Origin of the sequence: Pedobacter ginsengiterrae, assembly GCF_039537385.1 — a bacterium.
Classification (GTDB): domain Bacteria; phylum Bacteroidota; class Bacteroidia; order Sphingobacteriales; family Sphingobacteriaceae; genus Pedobacter; species Pedobacter ginsengiterrae.
This window is the reverse complement of the sequence record NZ_BAABAK010000001.1, coordinates 363,554-379,542: the sequence shown is the minus strand read 5'-3', so window position 1 is coordinate 379,542 and position 15,989 is coordinate 363,554. Positions and strand designations below refer to the sequence as shown.

Here is a 15,989-nt window from a genome sequence, read left to right as displayed (position 1 = left end):
GCATCTTTTGGGATATATAAAAAAGGGCAATTTCTGACGAAGAAATTGCCCTTTTTTATTTTAATCACAAGCTACCAAAACTTAACATAAATGAGTGTAATTAAGAGTAAGGTTACAACAATCAACACAAGTGTAGATGGCGCAACTTTAAACATCGATTTATCTAATTCGAATGCTTTAGGATTTACTTTAGGACCTAATAAACTTAATCCAACCATTACAATCATGGTAAATAAGAACGATAAGCCCATACAGATTAAGAATGGAATTTCATAAACACCATCTTTGTTTAGATAAGCCGTGTATAAAAAGTTTTCGTGACCGAACCATATCGGTGCATAATTATTAAAAACTACTGAAAGCAAGAATCCAGTAACTAAGCCTGCAATTGCTGCGGTACCTGTAGTACGCTTCCAAAACATCCCTAAAAGAAACATTGCAAATACACCAGGGCTAATAAAGCCTGTATATTTTTGGATAAAGGTAAATCCACCTTCGCCACCTATACCTAATAAATCATCCCAGGTTAAAATTACCGACATTACAATTGCCACTAAAATGCTTAAGCGACCAATAACAACTAACTTTTTCTCGTCTGCATTTTTATTTATGTATTTTTTATAAATGTCTAATGTCCAAATGGTAGAAATACTATTTGCTTTACCAGCTAAAGAGGCAACAATGGCTGCCGTTAAAGCTGCTAATGATAAACCTTTTAATCCGTTAGGTAAAAAAGTTAATACCGCAGAGTATGCGTTATCTGCGATTACTTTACCATCTGGAGCCATTTCATGCTGCAATGCACCATTTCTGTGTAAAACATAAGCTGCAATACCAGGTAACATTACAATAATTGGCATACCTAATTTTAAAAATCCTGCAAATAAAATACCTGTTCTGGCTGTTTTTAAATCCGCACCCAACGCTCTTTGTGTAATGTATTGGTTGCAACCCCAATAGTTTAAATTCACAATCCATTGACCAGCAAAATACATGGCAATACCAGGAAGCGCTAAATATTTATTTACATATTCTTGCGATGAGTTTGCTGTTGGTTTGTCTAAAATCATTTTAAAATGATCTGGAGAATCTTTCATCAGCATTTTAAAACCTGCAATAGCATCTTTACCTAAACCAAAGTGATCACTTACCATAGTTAAGGCAATGTAAGTGGTAACCAAACCGCCAGCAATTAAAACAATAACCTGAATTACATCTGTAAAGCCAATTACCTTCATTCCGCCAAGCGTAATAATTAAAGAAAATGCAGCTAAACCGATAACTATATATTTAAAATATGCAGGGTCTATCATGCTGCTAATGGCAATCGAACCTAAGTATAAAATCGAGGTAAGGTTTACAAAAATGTATAAGAATAACCAGAAAATGGCCATAATCAAGCTCACGGTTTCATTATACCTCGTTTGCAAAAATTGAGGCATTGTAAAGATTTTATTCTTCAGATAAACTGGAATAAACCAAACTGCAACAATAATTAATGCAATTGCGGCAACCCATTCGTAAGCTGCAACCGCCATACCCACCTGAAAACCCTGACCACTCATGCCAATAAATTGTTCGGCAGAAATGTTCGACGCAATAAGTGAGGCACCAATGGCCCACCACGTTAAAGAGCCTTCGGCAAGAAAGAAGTCGTGACTTCCCGATGTAGCTTTATTTTTCTTTTTACTGTATATCCAAAATCCATAACTGGAGATTAGGATAAAGTAAAAGATAAAAACGGCGTAATCGACCGTCGAAAAATTATTCATAATTTGGTTTTAATTTGGTTATAGTTAATTATTTATAGAAAACTTCGTTCCATTGAAGCTCATTTCTAAATTGGTTTATTTTAGTTTCAGGGCCAATATTAATGTACTCAATACCTGCAATATTTGCGAAATCAGATAAGTGCTCAGTTGTTAAATTTTGGCTATAAGCTGTGTGATGCGCGCCCCCAGCATAAATCCAGGCTGCACAACCAGTTTTCATATCAGGAAGTGGTTTCCAAAGTACACGAGCTACAGGTAAGTTTGGTAAATCATTTTCGGCTTCAACAGCTTTAACTTCGTTCACCAATAAACGGAAACGATTGCCCATATCAATTAGTGAAGCATTTAAAGCATCGCCGCCAGCAACATTAAAAACCAAACGAGCTGGATCTGCCTTGCCACCAATACCTAGAGGATGAACTTCTAAACTTGCTTTACCTTTTGCTAACGAAGCATCAACTTCTAACATATGCGAACCTAAAACCATTGAGTTTGCAGGATCGAAATGGTAAGTGTAATCTTCCATAAAAGCATTTCCACCCGCTAAGCCAGCGCCCATAACTTTACAAGCACGCACTAAAGCTGCGGTTTTCCAATCGCCTTCACCAGCGAAACCAAAACCATCGGCCATTAAACGTTGCGCAGCAATTCCTGGTAACTGAATCATTCCATGTAAATCTTCAAAAGTATCCGAGAAACCCTTAAAATTCCCATCTTTTAAAAATTTCCTTAAACCTAACTCAATTTTAGCGGCATCATAAACTGAAGAATGTCTCGCACCACCAGTTTTCAAATCATCAGCCATATCATAAGTCGCTTCGTATTCTTGTACCAAAGCTTTGATATCATCTTCACTTACCGCATTAATTACAGCAACTAAATCGCCAATACCATAAGTATTTACCGAGAAACCAAACTTCATTTCAGCCTCAACCTTATCGCCATCCGTTACCGCAACATAACGCATATTATCACCAAAACGGGCAAATTTTGCGCCTTGCCAATCATGCCATCCAGCAGCAGCCCTGCACCAGGTATCAATTTGCGAAGCAACTTCTTCATCTTCCCAATGGCCAACAACAACTTTTCTATCTTTTCGCATCCGCGTAACCATAAAACCAAATTCTCTATCGCCATGCGCACTTTGGTTTAAGTTCATAAAATCCATATCAATGGTATTCCAAGGAATATCACGATTGAATTGAGTATGTAAATGAAGCAATGGCTTTTGTAAAACATTTAAACCTCTAATCCACATTTTAGCAGGCGAGAAAGTGTGCATCCAAGTTACAACCCCAATACAATTTTCATCGGTATTAGCGCTTTGTAGGGTTTCAAAAATCTCATCGGTATTTTTAACAATTGGTTTGAAAACTACCGAAACAGAAATTGTTTGGTTGTTATTTAACGATTTTGCAACTTGCTCTGCATGAATCGCAACTTGTTTTAAAGTTTCTTCGCCATATAAATCCTGCGTACCCGTAATAAACCAAACCTGTAATTTTTTTAAATCAATCATTGCTCTTATATTTTTAGTTATAATCTTTATATTTTATTTGAAAAGCAAGCTTCGGCTTTCTATCGGTTCCGATAGTCCTGCTTTTCGTTTTATTCGGCTAATAAAAAATTAGCCTTCATTCTCACTTCAATCAGGTTTATTTAACCTAAAATGGTGCTAAAAACTTCTAATCTACTTCTGCCCGTAATAAGCATCCGAGCCATGTTTTCGCTCGTAATGTTTCTTTATTAAAGAGTCCTTTAACTTCGGTGCATTCGCATTAATTTGCTCGGTAAGTATGGCCATTTGCGCAACTGCTTCTAAAACAGCGCTATTGTAAACAGCTTTGTCTGCTGTTTTTCCCCAGGTAAAAGGAGCGTGGTTGCCAACTAAAATCATTTCCACTTCCTTATAGCTTAAACCAAGGCTATCAAAATGATTCATAATCTGGAAACCAGTTTCATATTCATAATTTCCTTTAATCATTTCATCATCCATTGGCGGCGCACAAGGAATATCTACGGTTAAATGGTCGCCATGCGTGGTGCCAAAAATTGGAATGGCTCTTTGCGCCTGGGCCCAAGCTGTTCCATAAGTAGAATGTGTATGTACAATACCGCCGATGTTTTCCCAGTTTTTGTAAAGCACAGCGTGGGTTTTGGTATCAGATGATGGGCGCAAGTTTCCTTCAACAGTATTGCCATCGAAATCCACAATCACCATGCTATCAACTGTTAATTCATCATAAGGAACTCCGCTTGGTTTAATTGCAAAAACACCTTTTTCTCTATCTGCAGCACTTACATTTCCAAAAGTAAAAAGCACTAAACCTAGCTTTGGCAATTGCATATTAGCAGCATAAGCCTGCTCTTTTATATCCTGATAGTTGCTCATGATAAATATGGTTTTACATCTTTTTTATTAAACTTTTCTAAATATCTACCCAAGCTTAAATATTGCTGATAGTGTTGACGATAAAGTTTTTGTTTCTTAATATTAGGATGATATTCTTTTTCGAAACCAGTTCCCATCGCTTTCATTGCCGTTTCAACATCTGGATAAATACCTGCAACAACAGCCGCAAACATGGCAGCACCTAAAGCACAAGTGTGCTCAAAACGGTGTATGCGGATTGGCATTTCCAAAACATCGGCCATCATTTGCGTAATGTATGGCGATTTTTTAGCCACACCTCCAATACCAATAATACCTTTAACGGGTACGCCTTGTTCCTTAAACCGATCTACAATTGCTTTAGCACCAAAGCAAGTTGCAGCGGCTAACGCCCTGAAAAATCTTGGAGCATCGGTACCTAAGCCCAAACCAGTAATGGCACCTTTTAGCTCTTGGTTTGCATCGGGTGTTCTTCTACCATTTAACCAATCAACAGCCAGTTCCGAGTAATCATCATCGGGTAATTCTGAAGCTTGCTTAGCTAAATTTGCAAGTATTTTGTGTTCAAGTTCTTCTCTTAAAGCATTAGCGGTATGCTCATCAATTATGGTCGATTCTGATAAGAGATTATTGATTGGCCAGCTGATCAGATTTTTAAACCAGGCATAAACATCGCCAAACGCAGACTGGCCAGCTTCTAAACCAGCCATATCAGGAATAACAGAACCATCAACTTGCCCGCAAATACCGTTAATTAATTTACCTTCCAGGTCTTTATTAGGGGCAACTAAAATATCGCAAGTACTCGTGCCCATTACTTTACTTAAATAATAGGGTTCTATCTGGCCGCCAACAGCGCCCATGTGTGCATCGAAAGCGCCAACACCAATAACTATGTCGGTATTAAGGCCAAGCTTTTCGGCCCATTCGGCGCTTAAGTTTCCTGCAGAAACATCAGATGTATAAGTATCTTTGAATAATAAATCTCTATATCCTTTCAACAATGGATCTAAGGTTTTAAAGAATTCTTCAGGAGGCAATCCATCAAATTCTTCTGCCCATAAAGCTTTATGTCCAGCTGCACAACGACTGCGTTTCATTTCTTTAACATCCGTTTTACCAGAAAGTAAAAAGGGAATCCAATCGCAATGTTCTACCCACGAAACTGTATTTTTTCTAACTTGAGTATCAACCCTTAGTATGTGAAGCAATTTCGACCAAAACCATTCAGATGAATATATTCCACCCACATACTTCAGGTAATTCACTTCAAATTTTTCGGCGTGTTTATTAATTTCTGCGGCTTCCTGAACAGCTGTGTGATCTTTCCATAACACAAACATTGCATTCGGATTTTCAGCAAAATCGGGCTTTAATGCAAGTGGCGTTCCTGTTTCATCAACTGCAACAGGGCTAGAACCCGTGGTATCAACAGAAATTCCTTTTATAAATGGAACGATAGCCTCACCGCCAGCTTTAGCAATACAATCTTTAATTGTATGGGTTAAACCTTCTACATAATCTAAAGGATGTTGCCTGAATTGGTTAAGGGAAGGTTTACAATATAAACCTTTTTGCCATCGGGGATAAAGGAATACAGAAGCTGAAATTTCTTTTCCGTTTGCGGTATCTACCAGAACGGAGCGGACAGAATCCGTCCCGTAATCTACACCGATTACATAGTTTGCTGTGCTCATAACTAACAATAAATAAATGTCTAATTAACGTTTATTTATTTGAATTAAAAAATATTTTAACGTGTTTTTGACGTTTATAATTTTTAACAATGATTTTGGGCGATGTTTGAAGGTGTTTTTTGCAGATTAAAAATATAGGAACGCAGATTTTCGCAGATAAGAAAGAAAATCATTTTAAAACTGCTGGAAATTATGAGAAACTAAAGCGACTTCCTCAAACTCAAGTAAAATGGAACATGAATTTTTTCTGTGATGTTGTTTAAAATACAATTTGCAGCTTGCGTTCCAAGCATTGCAAAATCTGTAGAGATAGTGGTTATCCCATCAAGAATTATTCTTTTTAAAGGTATTTCGTTATATGATATTACACCAACATCCTTACCAACTTCCAACTCCAGTGAGATGATTTTCTCAATAAGTGTAACTAAATCATCTTCCATTAAACTGATATAAACTTCACCATTATTAATTTCCTCATCAATAATTTTATCTACTACTTGATGATTAAAGGCATATTGCTGACAAAATTTATAAAATCCATCTAATATTTCTTTAGGAAAATAACTGCTTTTCGGGAAGATAATTTTTAATGTATCGTATTTAGAAAGCGGGACAAGTGCTTGTTCTAAAGCATTGTAAATGTCTAATGCGAAATTTTCGTAAACAGCTGCATAATCTCCAGAAATCCCTGGAAGTAATTTGTCTAAAATAACCAGTTTTTCTCTTGGTATTGCATTGATTAGATCCTGTGCTTTTTCGTCGCCCTCGTTAAAATGAGGAATGATAACATAGTGCGTATAGTCGTCTTTCTTATTATTTAATAAACTTCTGAAAAGTGAAAAGTCGTTATTATAAACATATAAATCTATCGCGGCTTGCTCGCCAATTGCTTTTGTAAACGAATCATAAATGATTTTTTTATGGGTACTGAGCTTATTAAAAAGCAAACAGATTTTTAATTTTCTCGAAAAATCGGTGTTGATTACAAAATAGCCTTTGCCTGGAATGGATTCGATAACACCCAACTTGCGCAATCTCCGATATCCTTTTTCAGCAGTATCTCTTGATATTTCTAAAACAAAACTGAGTTCATTTATAGAAGGGAGCAAATTTCCTTTCTCAATTTTTCCAGTTTCAATAGCATACAAAATTGCATTTACCAGCTGCTTATACTTTGGGGTTGCAGAATATTCGTCAATAAGGATATGGCTAATTAAACTATCAGACTTCACGGTTCAGGAATTAAATTTCTCAAATATAATAAAACACATTTCTTATGCAGCATGACAGTACATAACAGTTAAGTTTGAATCAATCGATACTTTCGAAAACCAAATATAAAACCAATTATAATGCAAGCAATTTTAGGCGTAATCTTTCATTTCATCGGCGGTTTTGCCTCCGGTAGTTTCTACATTCCGTATAAAAAAGTTAAAGGCTGGGCCTGGGAAAGCTATTGGATTGTTGGTGGCGTATTCTCGTGGTTAATTGTTCCCCCTTTAGCTGCATTTTTAACCATTCCGAACTTTACAGATATAATAGCCAGTACAAACGGCAAAATTTTATTATTAACTTATTTCTTCGGGATACTGTGGGGAATAGGTGGTTTAACCTATGGCTTAGGTGTTCGTTACCTTGGTGTATCCCTTGGAAGCAGTATTATCTTAGGATTATGCATGGTGTTAGGTTCTATTTTACCATCAATTTACTTCGATTTCTTTCCTCAAACTGGTAAAGATACTTTCACCATGTTCTTGCAAACAGATTGGGGAAGAATGGTTATGCTCGGACTTATTGTTTGCGTATTGGGTATCATAATCTGTGGAAAAGCAGGAATGATGAAAGAAAAAGAAATTAAAGCTGACGTTACTGATCCACATGGAATGGAAGTGAAAACCGAGTTTAAATTTGGTTTAGGCTTATTCGTTGGAATCGTATCAGGTGTTTTAAGTGCTTGTTTTAATTTCGGTATTGAGGCGGGTAAACCAATGGCCGATGCTGCAAATGCAATCTGGAAGGCTGCTAATCCTTCGGAAACTGGAAATTTTCTTTTTCAGAATAATGTAACTTATGTTGTTGTTCTTTGGGGTGGTTTATCTACCAATTTTATTTGGTGTATGATTCTTAACGCCCGTAATAAAACCTTTGGCGATTATACAAAATCGAGCACACCACTCCTAAAAAATTACATCTTTTCGGCACTTGCTGGTACAACCTGGTTTTTACAGTTTTTCTTTTACGGCATGGGCGAAAGTAAAATGGGTAATGGCGCCAGTTCCTGGATTTTGCACATGGCATTCATCATTTTAATTGCAAACGTTTGGGGTTTAATTTTAAAAGAGTGGAAAGGCGTGTCGAAAAAAACTATGTACACCGTTTTTGCAGGTATTTTAACCATTATCGTATCCGTACTTATTGTTGGGTACGGTAATTCAATTAAATAAATTTTAAAAAAGTAAAATATTAATATACATGTCTGTTAAAGAAACAAATTATAAGTACGTAAGTTACTTATGGGATGAAGAAGAGGCCGCAAAATTAGCTGGCGATGAAGTTGCATTGTTAATTTATCGCTCCAATTTATTAGGTGCCGATTTACGATTAACCAATTACGGCGGAGGTAATACCTCATGTAAATTATTAGAAAAAGATCCGCTTACAGGTTCAGAAACTGAAGTAATGTGGGTTAAAGGTTCGGGGGGCGATTTAGGTACTTTAAAGAAAAGTGGATTAGCTGCACTTTATGTAGATCGTCTTCGTAGTTTAAAAAACATTTATCGAGGTGTTGAGCATGAAGATGAAATGGTTGAATTATTTAATCACTGTATTTTCGATTTAAGTTCAAAAGCACCTTCAATTGATACACCGTTACACGGATTTTTACCATTTGCACATATCGATCACTTGCACCCTGATGCAGCTATTGCAATTGCAGCAGCCAAAGATGGAAAGAAAATTACGCAAGAGTTATTTGGTGGTACAATTGGTTGGGTAGAATGGAAGAAACCTGGTTTTGAATTAGGTTTGACGCTAAAGAAATGTTTAGATGAAAATCCAGGCATTCGTGGTATTATGTTAGGTTCGCATGGTTTATTTACCTGGGGAAAAACAGCCTACGAAAGTTATGTAAATACTTTAGATGTTATTGAGATTTGCTCGGCTTATGTGGAAGAAAACTATGGTAAAAAAGGTTTGGTTTTTGGCGGACAAAAAATAGAAAGTGCTGAAGCTGATAAACGTAAAAAACAAGCAGCTACTTTAGCACCTGTTTTACGTGGTTTATGTTCTTCAAAACAACATATGATTGGTCATTTTACTGATGATAGCCGTGTTTTAGAATTCATAAATTCAAATGATTTATCTCGTTTGGCTCCAATGGGAACCAGCTGTCCTGATCATTTCTTAAGAACTAAGATTAGTCCTTTAGTTTTAACTTTAGCAGCTGATGCAGATTTATCTGATAATCAATCGTTAAAAGAAACTTTGGAGCCTGCGTTTGAGGCTTACCGTAAAATGTATACAGACTATTACGAAACCTGTAAACATTCCAATAGTCCAGCAATTCGCGATACCAATCCTGTTGTAATTTTGTATCCAGGCATTGGTATGTTTACTTTCTCAAAGGATAAACAAACAGCCAGAGTTGCAGCCGAATTCTACATAAACGCAATTAATGTAATGAAAGGTGCAGAAGCTGTTTCTGAATATACTTCATTACCGCATCAAGAGGCTTTTAATATCGAATATTGGTTGCTCGAAGAAGCTAAACTTCAGCGTATGCCAAAACCAAAACCTTTAACTGGTAAAATTGCTTTAATTACTGGCAGTGCTGGTGGAATTGGAAAAGCAATTGCTAAAAAGTTTGTTGCAGAAGGTGGCGTTGTGATTTTAAACGATATGAATGCAGAACGCTTAGAAGCGGCTGGAGAAGAGTTTAAGGCTCAATTTGGTAAAGATTCTTACGCTACAGCAATTTTAAATGTAACCAGTCAGGAAGATATTAATGCAGCTTTTGATGCTGCCGCCTTAGCTTTTGGGGGCATTGATATTGTTGTAAATAATGCTGGCTTATCAATTTCTAAAACCATTGGCGATCATACCGAAAAAGATTGGGATTTATTATACGATGTTTTGGTAAAAGGTCAGTTTTTTATCTCTCAGGCTGCAACAAATACGATGCAAAAGCAAAGTATTGGTGGCGATATTATTAATATTGTAAGTAAGAACGCATTAGTAAGCGGACCTAATAATGCAGGTTACGGAAGTGCAAAAGCAGCTCAACTGCATTTAAGTAGATTAAATGCTGCAGAATTAGGCGCAGATAATATTCGTGTTAATGTTGTAAATCCAGATGCCGTTATTAGCGATAGTAACATTTGGGCTGGCGGATGGGCAGAAGGTAGAGCCAAAGCTTATGGAGTTACCGTTGCAGAATTACCTGCTTATTATGCAAAGCGTACTTTGTTAAATCAAATTATTTTACCTGATGATATTGCAAATGCATGTTTCGCTTTTGTTGGCGGTTTGCTTCAAAAATCGACAGGAAACGTTTTAAACGTTGATGGCGGTGTAGCCATGGCATTTGTACGATAATAAAGTTAGTTTTAGTAAGTTGTTTCACTGGCCCGTGGCTCATTGCGGGCCGAAATAACTTTTAAATTGAAATATTTTCGAAACAAAAAAGAATAAATTACCTAACCACGACTTGTATTTTACGAGTTGTATTAACCAAATATTGCGATGAATATCGAACAGAACCAATTAGAAAAACATAACGATTCCCTTATAAGTTCGCATCAGCGTAAGCTTAATTTTTTAAAAGAAGAGTGGTCGCATGTTGATTTAGAAAGCATAATTCAAAAACTTGTCGATTTTCAAATCGCGATACCAAGCTGGGCTTTAGGTACTGGAGGAACACGTTTTGGACGCTTTGCCATTACTGGTGGCGAGCCGCGCACCATAGAAGAAAAAATTGAGGATGTGGGTTTACTTCATGCTTTAAACGGTGCAAGTGGCGCAATTTCTTTACATATTCCATGGGATATACCTCAAAATGCCGAAGCTTTAAAAAGTTTAGCTTCAGGTTATGGTTTAACCTTCGATGCCATGAACTCCAACACTTTTCAGGATCAGGCTGGTTCGGCACACAGCTATAAATTTGGCTCCCTTCAAAATGTAAATAAAGCAGTTCGTAAACAAGCAATTGAACACAATATCGAAGTAATAAAACAAGGTGTAGCTTTAGGGTCAAATGCTTTAACGGTTTGGTTAGCAGATGGTTCTTGTTTTCCAGGACAATTAAATTTTCGCAAGGCTTTTGAAAATACTTTAGAAAGTTTACAGGAAATTTATTCGGCTTTGCCAGAAGACTGGAAAATGTTTGTCGAGTATAAAGCTTTCGAACCAAACTTCTATTCTACAACTGTCGGCGATTGGGGACAATCGTTACTTTATGCAAATAAATTGGGTAAAAAAGCTTACACGCTGGTAGATTTAGGTCACCATTTACCAAATGCAAATATCGAGCAGATTGTGTCGTTACTTTTAATGGAAGGTAAACTGGGTGGTTTCCATTTCAACGATTCTAAATACGGAGATGATGATTTAACTGCTGGAAGTATTAAGCCTTATCAATTGTTCTTAATTTTTAACGAACTTGTGGAGGGAATGGATGCAAAAGGAATGAATCATGCAAAAGATTTAGGCTGGATGATCGATGCTTCTCACAATGTGAAAGATCCGTTAGAAGATTTATTACAATCGGTAGAAGCGATTATGATTGCTTATGCACAGGCATTATTGGTTGATAGAAAAGCTTTAAATGCTGCTCAGGATAATAACGATGTTGCTGCTGCACAAGAAATTCTTCAAAATACTTTCCGTAGCGATTTGAGAGCGCTGGTTGCCGAAGCTAGATTAAGAACTGGAGCAGCATTATCGCCAATTAGTTTATATCGTGATTTAGATTGTAGAAAAAATTTAGTTAACACAAGAGGTTTAAATACAATTGCAACAGGATTATAATTTAGGAGAAATAAAGATGCCCAAAGCTGTTGTAGCTATATTTGATGTAGGGAAAACAAACAAAAAATTGTTTTTAATCGATGAAAATTACAACATCGTTTACGAGCGTTCGGCCCGTTTTGTAGAAACAAAAGATGAGGATGGAGAAGTTTGCGAGAATTTGGAAAGTCTTCGCTCTTCGGTTTTCGATTCTTTAAATCAGGTTTTACAACTTAAAGAATACGATATTAAGGCGATTAATTTTTCTACTTACGGCGCTAGTTTTGTTTATCTTGATGAAAAAGGCGAACCACTTACGCCGCTTTATAATTATTTAAAGGAGTATCCCGAAGAATTAAAAAAAGAGTTTTATTCTACTTATGGTGGTGAAGAAAAAATTTCGTTAGAAACAGCGTCGCCAATTTTAGGTAGTCTGAATTCAGGAATGCAGCTTTATCGTTTAAAAAAGGAAAAACCTGAAATTTTTGATAAGGTAAAGTATGCCCTTCATTTGCCACAATATCTAAGTTATCTGATTACAGGTAAAGGTATGAGCGATATTACCAGTATTGGTTGCCATACGCAGCTATGGGATTTTGGTAAAAATGAGTACCATAAATGGGTATCTGCTGAAGGACTCATTGAAAAATTCGGAGAATTTACACCCGCTGATTCTAGTGTTAAAGCAACTTTTGAAGGTAAAGAATTTAATGTTGGTGTAGGTTTACACGATAGTTCTGCAGCTTTAATACCATATCTTGCAAATTTTACAACTCCGTTTGTTCTGCTTTCTACCGGAACTTGGTGCATTAGTTTAAATCCTTTTAATCAAGATGTTTTAACAGAAAAAGAACTTAAGCAAGATTGCCTTTGTTATATGCATTTTAAAGGAAAAGCAGTTAAAGCCTCAAGGATTTTTGCAGGTTACGAACATGAGGTTCAATTGAAAAGAATTGCAGAGCATTTTGATCGGGCAGCTTATTTATTTAAGCACTTAAAGTTTAATGCTGGTTTAGTTTTAAATCTTGCAAATAAAATCCCTGAAAATGCGGTAATCCAGACTGAATTTTCGGCTAATTCTGCATTTCCAGATCGAGATTTAAATCTTTTTAAAACTGCCGAAGAAGCTTATCATCAATTAATTTTAGATTTAGTAAAGCAACAGGTTTACTCTTTAAAACTAATCCTAAATCAAGGTGTAAAAAGAATTTTTGTAGATGGTGGATTTGGAAGAAATGCAATTTACATGCATCTGTTGGCAACCGCTATCCCAGATATAGAAGTTTACGCTTCTTCGGTATCGCAAGCTACCTCAATAGGTACTGCTTTAGCCATTCACGATGCCTGGAATGAAAACCCTGCACCGAGTGATATTATTCAATTAAAATACTACTCCGCTTTGCAGCGAAGTATTGAAGCCTAAATAATAAATATACCCATGAGTTGGATATACAATAGTGATTACCCATCTGTAGATGATTTAAGAAATAAAGCAAAATCGAAAATGCCACGTTTTGCTTTTGAATATTTGGATGGTGGTTGTAATGAAGATGTAAATCTGTTTCGCAATACGGATGATATCAGAGCTTTAGAACTTTTACCTTATTATCTGAAAGATTTTAAAGAAGCATCGTTAAAAACAGAACTTTTCGGGCATACTTATGATGCCCCTTTTGGTGTTGCTCCTGTAGGTTTACAAGGCTTAATATGGCCGAATGCACCAGAAATTTTAGCAAAAGCTGCTTTTGAGCATAACGTTCCTTTCATTTTGAGTACGGTTAGTACGGCTTCGATTGAAAGAATTATGGAAATTACAGAAGGTAATGCCTGGTATCAGTTATATCATCCAGCAGAAGAATTGATAAAAGATGATATAATTAATAGGGCAGAAGCTTCTGGTTGTAAGGTTTTGGTTATTCTTTGTGATGTACCAAGTTTTGGTTTCAGACCGAGGGATATTCGTAACGGCTTAGCTATGCCACCAAAAATGTCGGTTAGAAATATGTTGCAAATTGTTGGTAGACCTGAATGGGCATTAAGAACTTTATTTCATGGCCAACCTGCTTTCGAAACCATGAAGCCATATATGCCAAAAGGTTTAAATATGAAACAACTTGGTTTGTATATGAATAGAACCTTTTCGGGCAGATTAAATGCCGATAGGATTGCTTCTATTAGAGATAAATGGAAAGGTAAGTTGGTTTTGAAAGGTGTTGCAACAGAGGAAGATACACAAATGGCGATTAATCTAGGTTTGGATGGAATTATTGTTTCCAACCATGGTGGCCGACAATTAGATGCTGGCCAATCTGCGATTAAGCCGTTAATTCAAATTGCATCGCAGTATAAAGATAAAATTAAAGTGATGATGGATAGTGGAATTCGCTCAGGTCCGGATATTGCCAGAACAATTTCTGCTGGTGCAGAATTTACTTTTTTAGGTAGAACCTTTATGTATGGAGTTGGTGCATTGGGTGATAAAGGAGGAAATCATACCATGTCGATGCTTAAAACTCAGCTTAAGCAAGTAATGGATCAGGTTGGCTGCGAAAAAATCGAAGACTTATCAAAGCATCTTTCTTAATCAGAAAAATAGTTTCTCAAAATATTTTATAAATTAACGCTTATAAAAAAGGTTTGTTTCGATATCGAAACAAACCTTTTTAATTTATGTGAATGTGCCAGCAAAATGGATAAACTTTAGTCATTGCAAGGTTAGAAGCATTCTTAAAAGGAAAACCATCAAATTAGGAATATTTTGTGCTTCGCAATGATGAATTACAAACAGATGATCGCTAGCGGTTATACCAGCTACTTTTTCAGCAGTTCATCAATTTCGCTGTTAAATTCCTTGACAAACTCATCGTAAAACTTACCCGTTGCTGGTCCATTATAGCCTGTGTGTATTTTAGCTACATTACCACTCTTATCAATAAAAATGGTTGTAGGAAAAGATACAAATGAATTTAAAGCCGGAAGAGACTCGGCAACAGCTTGCTTATCAGCCTTGCCCGCAATTACCTGGTCATATTCAATTCCAAAACGATTTCGGAAATTTGTTAATGCTTTTTTAGCATATTCTGCATCGGTTTGACGCTCATAATGAAGAGCGATTACTTCTACGCCTCGTTTTTTATTTTCTTTATACCAAGGTGCTATAAAACCAGCTTCATCAATACAATTTGGGCACCAACTGCCAGTAATCGTTAATACAACTACTTTGTTTTTATACTTATCATCCTTCAACGAAATTTTCTTCCCGTTTACATCAGGTAAAGAAAAATCTAGAGTTTTATAACCTTCTTTCAGATAGGTTAATTTGTATGCATCTGGAAGCGCAGCATCTTTATTTTTAACTCCCGTAAATGGCTGACTTCCTCTTGCGCTTAAAATTTCACCAGTTAGAGTTCCATCCGATTCAAATTTTCCTTTGTAATAAGAAGGGGAAGAGCCGATAAATGCTGAAAGTTGAAATTCATTTCCCTGAACAGTTCCTTCCAAATAACGTGAATCGCCCGTTACACGTAGGAAAGTTCCAGTAATTTTATTGCCAGTTTGCTTAAACAAACCAACAGTCTTCTCTTCTTTCCCATCGGGAGATTTAAAAATCACATCGTAACTGCCAGAATAATTACCCGCTGCAGCCTTACCATTTGGCTCAAAACGGTAATCTTTTTTCTCAGCAGAAATTTGTGTGGCTTTGCCCGTACCATTTTGTTTTCTTAAACTGCCGTTAAGGGTATTGCCATTAATGCCAAGTGCAAGTTCGTTATCAAACTGATCAATTTTTACAAAAATAGAATCTGCCGTCTGCTTAATCACTCCACCTTCAAAGCTTTCTTCTGCATTTCTGAAATACAGTTTTTTCAGGCCGTCTTTATCTTTTATCTCAAAATTAAATGGAATGTCAAGGTCGGGTTTAATTTTAAATACACCCCTCCAGTTTCCATTCGGCGAAAATGCGGCAGATTTTTGGTTATAATTTTTATGTGCTTGTGCATCTGCATGAACAATAGATTCGGCCTTTTGCCCTTGGGCAAAGCTAATCGATGGAATTGCAAAAGCAATTGCAAAGGGAATATATAGGGATTTATTATACATTGGGATATTTTTATCTACTAATTT

11 protein-coding genes are annotated in these 15,989 nt (G+C 36.4%); 5 read left to right on the top strand and 6 right to left on the bottom strand.

Annotation, left to right across the window (positions count from 1 at the left end):
* Positions 1-71: 71 nt before the first annotated feature.
* The 5 genes from ABD692_RS01495 to ABD692_RS01475 form a co-directional block, all read right to left on the bottom strand.
* A complete protein-coding gene (locus ABD692_RS01495) occupies positions 72-1,772 on the bottom strand; it encodes a sodium:solute symporter family transporter (protein ID WP_344764361.1) in 1,701 nt (566 codons plus the stop codon).
* Positions 1,773-1,800: 28 nt separating this feature from the next.
* On the bottom strand, positions 1,801-3,291 hold the full coding sequence (gene araA / locus ABD692_RS01490) for an L-arabinose isomerase (protein ID WP_344764359.1): 1,491 nt from the start codon (positions 3,289-3,291) through the stop codon (positions 1,801-1,803).
* 171 nt (positions 3,292-3,462) lie between these two features.
* Positions 3,463-4,164: an L-ribulose-5-phosphate 4-epimerase gene (locus ABD692_RS01485; protein ID WP_344764357.1), complete on the bottom strand. Its 702-nt coding sequence runs from the start codon at positions 4,162-4,164 to the stop codon at positions 3,463-3,465.
* Positions 4,161-5,861 carry a ribulokinase gene (locus ABD692_RS01480; protein WP_344764355.1) on the bottom strand — a complete coding sequence of 567 codons (1,701 nt, stop codon included), beginning with the start codon at positions 5,859-5,861 and terminating at the stop codon, positions 4,161-4,163. Before ABD692_RS01480 ends, ABD692_RS01485 begins: the two co-directional genes overlap by 4 nt.
* A 200-nt stretch (positions 5,862-6,061) precedes the next feature.
* Positions 6,062-7,093 carry a GntR family transcriptional regulator gene (locus tag ABD692_RS01475; protein ID WP_344764353.1) on the bottom strand — a complete coding sequence of 344 codons (1,032 nt, stop codon included), beginning with the start codon at positions 7,091-7,093 and terminating at the stop codon, positions 6,062-6,064.
* Positions 7,094-7,213: 120 nt separating this feature from the next.
* On the opposite strand from ABD692_RS01475, the gene rhaT reads away from it, so the two are divergent.
* The 5 genes from rhaT (at position 7,214) to ABD692_RS01450 (ending at position 14,448) form a co-directional block, all read left to right on the top strand.
* Entirely contained in the window at positions 7,214-8,305 is a 1,092-nt protein-coding gene (gene rhaT / locus ABD692_RS01470) for an L-rhamnose/proton symporter RhaT (RefSeq protein WP_344764351.1), read from the top strand.
* Positions 8,306-8,333: 28 nt separating this feature from the next.
* Positions 8,334-10,454 (top strand): bifunctional aldolase/short-chain dehydrogenase, encoded by a 2,121-nt coding sequence (locus ABD692_RS01465; protein ID WP_344764349.1) that lies wholly within the window; start codon positions 8,334-8,336, stop codon positions 10,452-10,454.
* 147 nt (positions 10,455-10,601) lie between these two features.
* The gene (locus ABD692_RS01460; RefSeq protein ID WP_344764348.1) at positions 10,602-11,885 is read left to right on the top strand and encodes a sugar isomerase; all 1,284 of its coding nucleotides are present in this window, start codon (positions 10,602-10,604) and stop codon (positions 11,883-11,885) included.
* A gap of 16 nt (positions 11,886-11,901) precedes the next feature.
* Positions 11,902-13,287: an FGGY-family carbohydrate kinase gene (locus ABD692_RS01455; protein WP_344764346.1), complete on the top strand. Its 1,386-nt coding sequence runs from the start codon at positions 11,902-11,904 to the stop codon at positions 13,285-13,287.
* 15 nt (positions 13,288-13,302) lie between these two features.
* Positions 13,303-14,448: an alpha-hydroxy acid oxidase gene (locus ABD692_RS01450; protein WP_344764344.1), complete on the top strand. Its 1,146-nt coding sequence runs from the start codon at positions 13,303-13,305 to the stop codon at positions 14,446-14,448.
* A 227-nt stretch (positions 14,449-14,675) separates the two neighbouring features.
* On the opposite strand, the gene ABD692_RS01445 is transcribed toward ABD692_RS01450, so the two are convergent.
* A complete protein-coding gene (locus tag ABD692_RS01445) occupies positions 14,676-15,965 on the bottom strand; it encodes a peroxiredoxin family protein (protein ID WP_344764343.1) in 1,290 nt (429 codons plus the stop codon).
* Positions 15,966-15,989 lie beyond the last annotated feature (24 nt).

What these genes read in the sequence shown, in the direction of transcription:
- ABD692_RS01445 (WP_344764343.1), bottom strand. Translation starts at nt 15,965, where the DNA reads ATGTATAATAAATCCCTATATATTCCCTTTGCAATTGCTTTTGCAATT.
- ABD692_RS01460 (WP_344764348.1), top strand. Translation starts at nt 10,602, where the DNA reads ATGAATATCGAACAGAACCAATTAGAAAAACATAACGATTCCCTTATA.
- ABD692_RS01495 (WP_344764361.1), bottom strand. Translation starts at nt 1,772, where the DNA reads ATGAATAATTTTTCGACGGTCGATTACGCCGTTTTTATCTTTTACTTT.
- ABD692_RS01450 (WP_344764344.1), top strand. Translation starts at nt 13,303, where the DNA reads ATGAGTTGGATATACAATAGTGATTACCCATCTGTAGATGATTTAAGA.
- rhaT (WP_344764351.1), top strand. Translation starts at nt 7,214, where the DNA reads ATGCAAGCAATTTTAGGCGTAATCTTTCATTTCATCGGCGGTTTTGCC.
- ABD692_RS01465 (WP_344764349.1), top strand. Translation starts at nt 8,334, where the DNA reads ATGTCTGTTAAAGAAACAAATTATAAGTACGTAAGTTACTTATGGGAT.
- ABD692_RS01485 (WP_344764357.1), bottom strand. Translation starts at nt 4,164, where the DNA reads ATGAGCAACTATCAGGATATAAAAGAGCAGGCTTATGCTGCTAATATG.
- ABD692_RS01480 (WP_344764355.1), bottom strand. Translation starts at nt 5,861, where the DNA reads ATGAGCACAGCAAACTATGTAATCGGTGTAGATTACGGGACGGATTCT.
- araA (WP_344764359.1), bottom strand. Translation starts at nt 3,291, where the DNA reads ATGATTGATTTAAAAAAATTACAGGTTTGGTTTATTACGGGTACGCAG.
- ABD692_RS01455 (WP_344764346.1), top strand. Translation starts at nt 11,902, where the DNA reads ATGCCCAAAGCTGTTGTAGCTATATTTGATGTAGGGAAAACAAACAAA.